Below are 11,471 nucleotides of genomic sequence, written 5' to 3'. Positions count from 1 at the left end.
GGGTCTCCTTAAACGAACAGACGATCGGTGTTGACGAAGCCGCGCCCGTTCTCAGGGCAGGCGGCGCGGCAAGGATCGTCGGCTGGTACGGAGGCGTCGGCGGCGTATGCACGATACGCGATCAGCTTGACGGGTCTCGGTTCGTATTCGAAGGAAGGGTTCAGCGGATGTGGTGCGCTCGAAAACGCGGCGAGCGTGTCCATTTCGAAACGCAGATCGAAGGCGGCGCCAGCAGGAGAATGTCCCGCTACGAAGTCGAGCGAGCCATCTTCACCGATTGCGAGCTTGCTGAAAAAGTTGATATTGGCGACGAGGTCGCGCGTGCCCAGGCCGTGTTTGGCCAGCTCGAGCAACAGGCTGTCGCGGCCGTTGCGGACCATCGCATTGCGATGTTGCTGATAGCGGGCTGTGCCGTATTTGTCGGCGAACAGTTCGGCGTCGCCGAGGCCGCCTAGCGGATCGTGCCAGCCGAGCGTATCGGCGGTGATCGACGCCATCACGCGGCCCATATCCGAATAGAGCACGTGGCCGCGCGTCAGATGCGCGGTGTGCTGCGCCTTCAAGGTATCGGCCATGTTGTAGCGTTCGAGCGGCTCGTCGTGCCGGTAGAACACGGCGGCCAGATTGGCGCCGCCCTCGGAATCGACGATGCGCAGCGCCATGCCACGGCGTAGCACGCCGGACCAATGCGTGCCGGCAGGAATCACTGTTTCCCACAACACTTGCGGGATCGGTGCGAGATCGACTGAGGTTTGCGTCGACATGGAGGCTCCAGGTATCGGTTGGGAAAAAGCATGAGAGGGCGATTGACCGACATCGCGACCTCCCGGGCTTTTATCCCTCCGTGGAGCCTCGCCGGCGCCTTGAAAGAAGGTGAACGGCAAGACCGGATTGCTCTCGGACCAGACATCGTGTGCGCGCTTTGAAGCCTTCTGGAAGCCTTTAAAGCGGTGCGACCGGAACCCTAGCGATCCTGAAGATGATGCAAATTACTTCGCACCTCTCGATGTGTAGCTAAGCGAGTTGCGTGCCAGCGTGATATTGCTGAAGCCGAAAGCGCATTGTGGCAAGGCATTGAATGGTATCGGCGGCGCAATGCGGCAAGCAGAGGTTCATTGGTCTGATGGCGCACGCACCACGGCCGAGGGTGAATCGGCACCAGTTGAATGCGTGAGGCACCATGATTGGGCTGCGTGATTACGCTTATCACGCAGAGTAGGCGCTCTGCACGATGGCACGGTGTGTGCGTGATGAAGCGTCACACTCTTCACTGCCCTCTTCCGACCATGCTCACGCTTGCCACGCTTCGCCGCACGCTCTACACGCTGATGTCGGCACGTTTCATCGAACTTCAAAAGCAACGGCGCCGCTCGTAGACGAGGCGGCGCCGTAGTCCTGATGCGGGGTTTCTGCTAAACAAAGCCCTGCTCAGTGCCCGCGTAACGAGCCTGCTGCCCAAAGCTCGCCAACCCCTTCGATCCCTCCGGCAACGCCAGCTCACCGCGTTCGAGACGCTGCTTCAAATAGGTAAAACTCTGCGCCGTCTGCGCAAACAGATGATCGCCTGCCGAAACCGGCTGATATTTCTCCACCGCCTCCGGTGTCGAAAACTGCGGCAGTGGCGCGACCACGGTGTGGTAGTCGCAGGCGAAGAAGAGTGGAAACGAGTAGCGCTCTTCCCTCACCTTGCGCACGCGATGTGACGTCGCCACGTACGTGCCGCCCGTCCACACCTCCAGCATGTCGCCAATGTTCACTACAAACGCGTTGTCGACCGGCGGCGCGTCGATCCATTCACCTTCGCCGTTCATCACTTCGAGCCCCGGGGCCGTCGGCAGCAGGATCGTGAAGCACTCGTAGTCCGTATGCGCGCCGATGCCCGGCCGGTCTTCCGCGGACGGGTCGAAGGGATAGTGAAGCAGGCGCAGTTGACTCGGGGGCTTCTGCAAATAACTGTCGAAATGCGTTTCCGGCAAACCGAGTGCGAGCGAGAAGCCACGAAACAACGCGCGGCCGAGCGCGAACGCCGCCTCGTAATAGCCGCCGACGGCTTCACGAAAGCCCGGTTGCTCGGGCCACATATTCGGCCCAAGCATCGGCGTGCCGGCCTGGACATCCGGGTCGTCGGGTGGCAACTCCCGGCCCGTATCGAAGCCTTCCTTCCTGTCTCGCTTGCCGCCTGCGAAAACCTCTTCGCCTTCGGGTACATAGCCACGATGCGCGGTCGATTTGCCGATGTAATAGCGCATTTTCCATTCATCGGGAGCGGCGAAGAACTGCTTGGCCTGATCTATTAGCGCAGCTTGCTGTGCGCGCGAGACCTGATGGCCGGTGACGTAGAAAAAACCCGCGTCACTCGCCGCGCGGTCGAGTTCGAGTGCGGTTGCAAGACGCTGATCCGGGTCGTCACTAAAGAGACCGCTGACGTCGACAACGGGCAAGCGGTCGAAACGGGTGTGGGATTGGCTCATGAACGTGGCCTATGCGTGCTGCGGTTCGGTGGAAAATTGAGTCGGCGAATGCGTTTGCGATTCGGTTTGTAGGCCGCCACGCGCCTCACGTCCAGCAAGAAACGCCGCGATGTGGCGTCGCTCTTCGCGCCCCATCCACGTGTTGATCTCCCACAGATCGGCCACGGGCGCGTTCGTAAACGGCAAGGTGTGCAGATAGCCATCGGGGCCGAACTCGGGCGTCATGGTCGTTGTCGTATAGCCCCTGTCGATCTGCGCGCTCCACAACGCCTCCCAGATCCGCTGATGCGAGGCGAGGCAGTCGGCGTACTCGGGCGCAGCCGGATGCGGGACCTGCGGACCTTGCGGATAACCAACACGCCCGTGCAGATGATGCGCATGCGGCGCAAGCTCGAGGATCGTGTCCCATTCACCGTCGAGCAGACGCTCGCACACCGATACCCAATGGCTGAAATCGCAAGTCAGCTTGAGGTCCGGCACGGCACGCGCGACGTCGCGGGTAATCCACGGGTTGTAGAACGAGCGGCCTCGATGCGTCTCGAAGCTGCAGGTCACCTCGTGCTTCGCGGCAATCTCCACTGCGCGTGTGAAGAAATCCACCTGGGTGGCGGCCGGCCATGCGTCGCAGCCCGCCATCACATTGAAAAAGCGTGGCTTGAGCGGCTTGCCCCACACGATCTTTTCTTCGAAGTCGCGCAGATGGTCCGCCGGCGTGGCGGACCGTTCCGGTACATAACTGCCCGCCGTCGTAATTTCCGCGATGAACTCGAGACGTTCATCCGCGATTGCCTGCGCAAACGCTTCACGCTCAACCCCACCCGCCGGAACGGGCGCTTCGATACCGTCGAACCCGGCGGCACGTACCAGTGGCGCCGCATCGTGCGGACCGCCATCGAAGCCCCAGAACGTCTTGAACAGTTCGAATTTCATCGCCGCTCCAATTGCATGCAAAATTGCATGCAATGGTACACACGAATTTCCTTCGTCAATAAAATATCTCAACCTGGCCATGCATAATTCTGGCGCGCCCAATTTCCGGCGCGATTAGCACTTAAACTGTGCACCCCTCCTCCTCGTGGTGAATCGATGAAGAAGAAACTTGCGCGTCACAAGGGGCAAGCCGTCGCGCGCGCCATTCTCGACATGGACTGGCAGTGGTCCGCGCATTTCGGCGACCTGGGGCTGAACGACCTCAACTACAGCGATCTGTTTTGCCGGATGTGGGTGGAACCGGAAGATGACTTCGCCAAGACGGCCCTCTACGAGTTCATGCCGGGCGTGAGCCGCCGCACCGCGGTGCGCTACGTGCAGGAGCTGATCGACGCCGGCTGGCTGCTGGAGACGAGTTCCGAAGCGGATCGCCGCATCAAACGGGTCAGTCTCGCGGCCTCGATCGAGGAACGCCTCGAACAGTTTCTCGCCTATGTGCATCAGCGTTTTGCCACGCTGGATTGAGTTTTTGACGCCACGTCTGCGTTGAAGCATTCGCATAACAAGCATCTCGACACATCGCGCAATCCGGCTGGCATATTTCTCGCTAGATTAATTGCCGAGAGGTGCGGCAGCGTCGCATCTTAGGGATGCTAGGGTTCCGGTTCGCGAGAATGTCTGGTCCGAGAGCAGCCCGGTGCACCCGTTTGTTCGATCCGGACTTGATCCGGGAACGAGCTGGCCGCACTACACGGCGGGACAAAAGCCCGGGAGATTGGCGATAGCGATGCCTATCGTGCCTCTCCGTGGCCGGCGTTTGTCTCCCGCAGTTTTCGCCCAGTGTCCGCACCATTCGGATTCTCGCGGGAACCGGTCATGTTGTTTTATCGCGCAGTCGCCGCGCGATCCAACTCAACAATCGCAATTGACCGGTCTCCTGGAGAAAACGATGAAACGCTTCGAATCCGCCCGTACGTCCCTCACTTTACTGAGCAGCCTTGCCTCGTCGCGCCGCGTGCGTGGCGCGATCGCCGGCGCTGCCGCTGCGGTCGCCATCGGCTTTGCCGCCGCGCCTGCACAAGCAGCCACGCCCCTTGCCATCGGCTATAGCGACTGGCCCGGCTTCGTCGCGTTCCAGGTTGCCATCGACAAAGGCTGGTTCAAGGAAGCCGGCGTGGATGTCAATTTCCAATGGTTCGACTACTCGGCCTCGCTCGATGCGTTCTCCGCCGGCAAACTCGACGCGGTCGGCGCGACCAACGGCGATGCGCTGGTCACCGGCGCAAGCGGCGCCAAAAACGTGATGATCCTTCTGACCGACTACTCGAGTGGCAACGACATGATCGTTGCCAAGCCGCCCATTCGCACGGTGGCCGGACTTAAGGGCAAGAAGGTCGGCGTTGAAATGGGTCTGGTCGATCACCTGCTGCTGGACACCGCGCTCGAAAAGCATGCGCTCAAGGAATCGGACATCACGCTCGTCAACGCCAAGACAAACGAGTTGCCGCAAGTGCTGGCGTCGTCCGGCGACGTCGCCGCGGTCGGTGCATGGCAACCGAACGCGGGCGAAGCGCTCAAACGCGTGCCCGGTTCACGTCCAATCTTTACCTCAGCCGACGCGCCGGGCCTGATCTACGACGCGATCACGGTCAATCCGGTCAGGCTGCAGTCGCGCAAGGCCGACTGGGCCAAGGTGATCAAGGTCTGGTATCGCTGCGTGGCCTACATCAACGATCCGAAGACGCAACCGGATGCCGTCAAGATCATGTCCGCGCGCGTCGGCCTGACGCCGGCCCAGTATCTGCCGTTGCTGAAAGGCACGCATCTGCTCGACGCGGCGGCGGCGAGGAAGGCGTTCGTGAAGGGTGACGGGCTGGATTCCGTGTACGGTTCGAGCGTGAACGCGGACAAGTTCAATGTGCGCAACGCGGTCTACAAGCAATCGCAAAACGTGAGCGCCTATCTGGATCCGGCGTTGACCAATGCGCCGTAAGTAATACTGGGCGGGCGTCTATAGCTATACACGGTAATATGGGGGCAGCACGCTCCATCGCTGCACACATGCGCTTCATTGCGGCGCCGGAGGACGGCCACAAGGAGGCATCGTGTATAAAAACCAATCTCGCTATCACGCCCTGCTCGCGCTGGCACCCGTACTGGCGCTGCTTTTGTCGCTTCTGCTGCTGGCCCAGCCGCGATCCGCGTTAGCGAGCGAAGAGAGCGACAACGGCAGCGCGGAAGCCGCGGGTCAGCGCGCCCGCTTTGCTAAGGAATTCTGCGGAGGTTCCGAGCAGGACGTGGTCGAGTACAAGCAGAAACTCAGAAAGGTCCTCACCGAAGCCAGCCAGTTCGATACGCGCTGGCAGGCCGGTTGGGCGCGCGGGGATAGCGATGCGATGCAGATGCGCTCGCTGCAGCTCAACTCCCCGTCGGAATTCGCAGTGCGCGTCAAAAGCAACTGCGACCGCATCAAATGGCAGGCCGACAACTTGCTGCGCGCACGCCCGCCGAAGTAGCCCGGCGCCCGAAGCTGTTATTCTTCCCTCTCTCCGGCCATCACCTGGTCGCCTGCCGCCTCCGGGCGGCATCCCAAGCGGCGCGCTCACGCGCCCGGCATCAGCGAGACAGGAATTTGCATGTTCGGTTTTTTGCGTGGCTATTTTTCCAACGACCTGGCAATCGACCTCGGCACGTCGAACACGCTGATCTATATGCGTGGCAAGGGCATCGTGCTGGACGAACCCTCGGTGGTCTCGATTCGTCAGGAAGGCGGCCCGAACGGTAAGAAGATCATTCTGGCCGTCGGCAAGGAAGCGAAACAGATGCTCGGCAAGGTGCCGGGCAATATCGAGGCGATCCGCCCGATGAAGGACGGCGTGATCGCCGACTTCAACATCACCCAGCAGATGATCAAGCGCTTCATACAGATGGCGCACGAGTCGCGGATGTTCGCGCCGTCGCCGCGCATCATCATCTGTGTGCCGTGCGGGTCGACTCAGGTCGAGCGCCGTGCGATCAAGGAAGCCGCGCATAGCGCGGGCGCCTCGCAGGTCTATCTGATCGAAGAACCGATGGCCGCGGCGACCGGCGCCGGCCTGCCGGTATCTGAAGCGACCGGCTCGATGGTGGTCGATATTGGCGGCGGCACGACCGAAGTGGGCGTGATCTCGCTCGGCGGCGTCGTCTATAAAGGTTCCGTGCGCGTGGGCGGTGACAAGTTCGACGATGCGATCGTCAACTACATTCGCCGCAACTACGGGATGCTGATCGGCGAGCAGACCGCCGAGGCGATCAAGAAAGAAATCGGCTCCGCGTTTCCGGGCTCCGAAGTCAAGGAGATGGAGGTCAAGGGCCGCAATATGTCCGAAGGCATTCCGCGCAGCTTCACGGTGTCCAGCAACGAGATACTCGAAGCGCTCACCGATCCGCTGAACCAGATCGTTTCGGCGGTGAAGATCGCGCTGGAACAGACACCGCCGGAACTGGGCGCCGACATCGCCGAGCGCGGCATCATGCTCGCGGGCGGCGGTGCGTTGCTGCGCGATCTCGACCGCCTGCTCGCGGAAGAAACGGGCCTGCCGGTGTTTGTCGCCGAAGCGCCGTTGACCTGTGTAGTGCGTGGTTCGGGGATGGCGCTGGAGCGGATGGACAAGTTCGGCGGGGCCTTCTCGTACGAGTAAGTACGAGTAAGTACGAGTAGCCCCCCTCGCGAACGACGGCCTACGAGGCCGTTTTCCCGCCGTTGATCCGGATGATTTCGCCCGTGATAAAGCTCGCCTTGTCAGACGCGACGAACACGATCGCGTCGGCTATCTCTTCGGGCGTTCCCGCGCGCTTGAGCGGAACGTTCGTGAGAAAAGCGGCTTTTCGCTCAGCGGTGCCGGTTAGCCGTTCGAGCATCGCGGTTTCGACCGGACCCGGCGCGATGGCGTTGACGCGCACGCCTGACGCGGCCCCCTCGATCGCCGCCGATTTGGTCAGACCTTCCACCGCGTGCTTGCTTGCCACGTAAAGCGAGGCGTTCGCCGCGCCGCGCGAACCCATTGTCGATGAAATATTGACGATGCTGCCGCTGCCCTGCGCCAGCATCACGCGCATCTCGTGCTTCATGCTGAGCAAGGTACCGAGCACATTGGTATCGAAGACGGCTGCATAGCCCTCGGGCGTGCGCTCCGTTACCGGGCCGTTCTGGCCTTCGGTGCCCGCCGAGTTGACCGCGACGTCGAGCCGGCCAAAGCGCGTAACCGTCTTGTCGACGAGGTCGCATACCTCGTCTTCGAACCGGACATCGGACTGGATGAACTCGGCTTCTGCACCGAGCGTGCGAAGCTCTTCAGCCAGTTTCTGGCCTTCGTCGGCGCGCCGCCCGGAGACAACGACATGGGCGCCTTCGCGGGCGAAAGCCAGCGCGGTGGCGCGGCCAATGCCGCTCAACGCACCAGTGATCAGAACGACGGGATGGGTAGACATTGCGTTTCCTTGTGAAGTTTGCGAAAGCGGATGACGGAGCTGCTCGAAGACTGGCGCCGGTTGCCAGGCTTAACCCGGCGTGCTGAACGAGAGCGGGATACGCTGCCCCGTGCGATTCGACTCTGCGATCTGATCCATCAGTTCATGCATCCGGATCGCGTCCGCGAAAGTGGGCGCAAGCGTTGAACCGGTCTTGACGTCGCGTGCATGGGCGGCGTACAGGTTCGCCAATTCCAGCACACTCGCGCCAAGTTCGCTTGGCGGCAGCCATTCGTATTCGGCCGGAATCGGCAGTTGAGTCAGCGGCTGGCGGTCACCGCGTGCGATTTCGACGCGATTGAAGGCGTCGCCGAAACTGGTGGTGTTCCAGATTTTCAGGTCTCCCTTGCTGCCGGTCACGTCGAGCTGCATGCCGAAGTTATTGCGCTTTCCCGCCTCGATATGAACCGTCAGCACGGCGCCATTGGCGAAAGTCCCTGCCAGCACGACCTGGTCGGCGCTGGTGTGCGGGAACGTTTCTCCGGTTTCGATCAGCGTGACTTCTTTGAACTGATTGACAGTCAGCGCCGAAAGGCTCTGGGGATAGCCGACCATCGTCGTGAACAAGGCGTCCAGAAAGTGGCCGCCGTAGATCGACAGCAGGCTGGAGAAGTTCTTTTCGGGGATCGTGAAGTACAGCGAAGCGGGCCGTTCGCGCTGGAAGTACTCGACGCTCACGTGCAGGCGCACCGAACGTACCTCGCCAATTTCGCCCTGCTCCAGCAGATCGCGCACATAGCGGTAGCCGGGATTGAGGCGCCGTTGCAGGCCGACAATGGTGCGCACGCCCGCCTTGTCGGCCAACGCGAGCAACTCCTTCGACAACTCTGTACTCGGCGTCAGCGGCCATTCGCAGTAGACGTCCTTACCTGCCTCGATGGCCGCGCGAATACCCTCTTCATGCTGGAACGCGGGCGTCAATACGAGCACGAGATCGACTTCCGGATGCGATACCAGTTCCTGCAACGAGGCTGCCGCGTATTTGAATCCGTGACGCGCGACCAGCGCTGCCGCCTTTTCCGCGCTGCGGCTATACACCGCCGTCAGTTCATATTCCGGCAGCAGTTTCAGCGAAGGCACGTGCCCATATTCCGACCAGTTGCCTAGCCCAACAACGCCTACCCTGATTTTGCCGGAGCCTGTAGCTCGCCTGACGATACTGTTCACAAGAACTCTCCAGTTGGAGGCTGTGCAGACTATCTGCGCAGCGACAGTGGAATAGTAGAGTTCAGGCGATTGGAGATAAACGGGCTGGGAATCCGATCATTTAGGACACTTTAGTCCGGTATCGCGATTATTCAGCGATTCTTCAGCAATTCGTTGCCGTCGCGATCAGATCAGATCCGCAGATTCTGGCTGACGTAGTCAATAAAGACGCGCAGCTTCGGCGACGCGTAACGGCTCGCCGGCCACAAAATCCAGAAGGTGACGGTCTGGTCGATGAAATCATCGAGCACGATCTGTAACGCGCCGCTCGCCAGCGCATCGCGCACGAGGAAGGTCGGCAGGAAGGCGAGCCCCTTGTTCTGAAGCGCCAGAAAGCCGAGCACTTCAATCGTGTTGGCGACGAAGGTTTGCGGCAACTCCGGCTCCGCTTCCGAGGCAGCGAGCTGAAACGGCCAGCGTTCCAGTTTGCCGCTGGCGGGGAATTTATGTAGCAGACAGGCATGCTGCACGAGTTCGGAAGGATGCTTGGGTACGCCGTGCTTCGCCAGATAACCGGGCGAAGCGACCAGCACCTGCCCGCAGGAACCGAGGCGCCGCGACACCAGCCTCGAATCGTGCTGCTCACCCGTGCGTATCACCGCGTCGAAGCCTTCTTCGATGATGTCCACCATGCGATCGGAGAGATCGACGTCGAGTTCGATGTCCGGGTATTGCAGCATGAAGCCGTCCAGCGCCGGCATGATCAGTTCGGATAGTTGCGGCGTACTGATCCGCAGTCTGCCGCGCGGACTGCCGGCGGCGTCGGACAGTTCGGCTTCCGCCGCTTCGAGCTCGCCGAGGATGCGGCGGCATCGTTCGAGGAACAGCGCCCCTTCGGCCGTCAACGTAATGCTGCGCGTGCTGCGGTGAAAGAGCCGCACGCCGAGGCGCTCCTCGGTGCGCGCAACACTTTTGCCGACCGCCGAAGACGATACGCCGAGCAGCCGTCCCGCTTCGGTAAAACTGCGCGTTTCCGCCACCTGCACAAACACCGAAATCCCACTGAGGCTGTCCATTGCCGCATCCCGAGGTCTGAGGCCGATTTGCGCCGGCCGGGCGACGCAGGCGAGCGGTCGAAACCCGGTGACGACTCAATTGCGGACTTCTACGTCCGATATATTCGGAACCTTAGCCCATTTTTCTTATCTCCGTCCGTCCATACACTGCTCCTCAAGGTCGAAAGCCCGCTGGCGATTGAAAGTCACCAGCCACTCAATCTCGAGGAAATCATGTCGAAGCTCCATTCCGCAGTCAAAGTCGGTCCCTACCAGTTGTCCCATCGTGTCGTGCTGGCGCCGCTCACCCGCATGCGTGCCGAAGAAGGCGCCAAACCCGGCCCGTTGATGGCCGAGTACTATGCGCAGCGCGCCTCGGAAGGCGGTTTCCTGATCGGTGAAGCCACTATCGCCGCTCCCAATGGCAACGGCTACCTCGGCGCGCCGGGCCTCTACGACGACAGCCAGATCGCCGGCTGGAAGCAGGTGACGGACGCCGTGCACGCCAAAGGTGGCCGCATCTTCCTGCAGCTCTATCACGCTGGACGCCAGTCGAACAGCCAGTTGCAGCCAGGTGGCGTGGAGCCGGTGGCGCCTTCCGCCGTGCCGCATGGCGGCGTTGCCTACACCGAAGCGGGCTGGATCCCGAACACGCCGAGCCGCGCGCTGACTATCCCCGAGATCGCCGGGCTGGTGGAAAGCTTCCGTACTGCCGCGATTCGCGGCAAGGAAGCCGGCTTCGACGGCGTCGAACTGCACGCTGCCAATGGCTACCTGTTCGATCAGTTCCTGCAGGACGGCAGCAACAAGCGCACCGACATCTACGGCGGCTCGTTGGAAAACCGCGCCCGCTTCCTGATCGAAGCCACCCGTGCCGTCATCTCGGTGTGGGGCAGCGACCGCGTGGCCGTGCGCCTTGGCCCGAGCGGCAGCTGGGGCGATATGTCGGACAGCAATCCGGAAGGACTCTTCAGCTACGTCGCGCAGGAACTGGCGAAACTGAACCTGGCCTATCTGCACCTGATCGAGCCGCGCGTGCTGGGCAACGTCGACGACGACAGCAAGGATCCGAACCCGGTCGCCGCGCAACTGATCCGCAAGCACTACAAGGGCGTCATCATCGCCGCCGGCGGCTTCAAGGCCGCGAGCGCCGAAGCCGTCCTGCAGGCAGGCGACGCCGACCTGGTCGCCTTTGGCCGTGACTTCATCGCCAACCCGGATCTGCCCGAACGCCTGCGCCTTCAGTTGCCGCTGAACCCGTATGACCGCCCCACCTTCTTCGGCGGCACCGACGTCGGCTATACCGACTACCCGTTCTACAGCACCGAAACCACGGACGCTGTCACAGCGTAAGCGGAGC

11 protein-coding genes and 2 riboswitches are annotated in these 11,471 nt (G+C 61.7%); of the genes, 5 read left to right on the top strand and 6 right to left on the bottom strand.

The window, feature by feature from the left end; genetic code table 11:
• Window positions 1-8 precede the first annotated feature (8 nt).
• The 3 genes from KHO30_RS32675 to KHO30_RS32665 form a co-directional block, all read right to left on the bottom strand.
• On the bottom strand, window positions 9-764 hold the full coding sequence (locus KHO30_RS32675) for an urea amidolyase associated protein UAAP1 (RefSeq protein WP_211703408.1): 756 nt from the start codon (window positions 762-764) through the stop codon (window positions 9-11).
• Between the two features lie 57 nt (window positions 765-821).
• A riboswitch (guanidine-I (ykkC/yxkD leader) is annotated at window positions 822-979 on the bottom strand.
• 433 nt (window positions 980-1,412) lie between these two features.
• Window positions 1,413-2,471 (bottom strand): isopenicillin N synthase family dioxygenase, encoded by a 1,059-nt coding sequence (locus tag KHO30_RS32670; protein WP_211703407.1) that lies wholly within the window; start codon window positions 2,469-2,471, stop codon window positions 1,413-1,415.
• A 9-nt stretch (window positions 2,472-2,480) separates the two neighbouring features.
• Window positions 2,481-3,401 (bottom strand): sugar phosphate isomerase/epimerase family protein, encoded by a 921-nt coding sequence (locus KHO30_RS32665; protein WP_211703406.1) that lies wholly within the window; start codon window positions 3,399-3,401, stop codon window positions 2,481-2,483.
• Between the two features lie 156 nt (window positions 3,402-3,557).
• Here KHO30_RS32665 and KHO30_RS32660 point away from each other — a divergent pair, with 156 nt between their 5' ends.
• From KHO30_RS32660 to KHO30_RS32645, 4 genes are all read left to right on the top strand, one after another.
• Entirely contained in the window at window positions 3,558-3,926 is a 369-nt protein-coding gene (locus KHO30_RS32660; RefSeq protein WP_211703405.1) for a helix-turn-helix domain-containing protein, read from the top strand.
• A gap of 117 nt (window positions 3,927-4,043) precedes the next feature.
• Window positions 4,044-4,177: riboswitch (guanidine-I (ykkC/yxkD leader) on the top strand.
• Window positions 4,178-4,350: 173 nt separating this feature from the next.
• Window positions 4,351-5,394 carry an ABC transporter substrate-binding protein gene (locus KHO30_RS32655; RefSeq protein ID WP_211703404.1) on the top strand — a complete coding sequence of 348 codons (1,044 nt, stop codon included), beginning with the start codon at window positions 4,351-4,353 and terminating at the stop codon, window positions 5,392-5,394.
• Window positions 5,395-5,506: 112 nt separating this feature from the next.
• Window positions 5,507-5,917, top strand: a complete 411-nt coding sequence (locus KHO30_RS32650; RefSeq protein WP_244864191.1) for a hypothetical protein — start codon at window positions 5,507-5,509, stop codon at window positions 5,915-5,917.
• Window positions 5,918-6,037: 120 nt separating this feature from the next.
• Window positions 6,038-7,081: a rod shape-determining protein gene (locus KHO30_RS32645; protein WP_028194510.1), complete on the top strand. Its 1,044-nt coding sequence runs from the start codon at window positions 6,038-6,040 to the stop codon at window positions 7,079-7,081.
• 40 nt (window positions 7,082-7,121) lie between these two features.
• On the opposite strand, the gene KHO30_RS32640 is transcribed toward KHO30_RS32645, so the two are convergent.
• From KHO30_RS32640 to KHO30_RS32630, 3 genes are all read right to left on the bottom strand, one after another.
• Window positions 7,122-7,871, bottom strand: a complete 750-nt coding sequence (locus KHO30_RS32640; protein ID WP_211703403.1) for an SDR family NAD(P)-dependent oxidoreductase — start codon at window positions 7,869-7,871, stop codon at window positions 7,122-7,124.
• 69 nt (window positions 7,872-7,940) lie between these two features.
• Window positions 7,941-9,077: a Gfo/Idh/MocA family protein gene (locus KHO30_RS32635; RefSeq protein WP_280531456.1), complete on the bottom strand. Its 1,137-nt coding sequence runs from the start codon at window positions 9,075-9,077 to the stop codon at window positions 7,941-7,943.
• A gap of 170 nt (window positions 9,078-9,247) precedes the next feature.
• Window positions 9,248-10,132, bottom strand: a complete 885-nt coding sequence (locus KHO30_RS32630) for a LysR family transcriptional regulator (RefSeq protein ID WP_211703402.1) — start codon at window positions 10,130-10,132, stop codon at window positions 9,248-9,250.
• Between the two features lie 213 nt (window positions 10,133-10,345).
• Here KHO30_RS32630 and KHO30_RS32625 point away from each other — a divergent pair, with 213 nt between their 5' ends.
• A complete protein-coding gene (locus tag KHO30_RS32625) occupies window positions 10,346-11,464 on the top strand; it encodes an alkene reductase (RefSeq protein WP_211703401.1) in 1,119 nt (372 codons plus the stop codon).
• Window positions 11,465-11,471 lie beyond the last annotated feature (7 nt).

This window comes from Paraburkholderia aspalathi, from assembly GCF_905220735.1.
Taxonomy (GTDB): domain Bacteria; phylum Pseudomonadota; class Gammaproteobacteria; order Burkholderiales; family Burkholderiaceae; genus Paraburkholderia; species Paraburkholderia aspalathi.
Note: the sequence above shows the minus strand (reverse complement) of the source record. Positions and strands in the feature narration are given on the sequence as shown.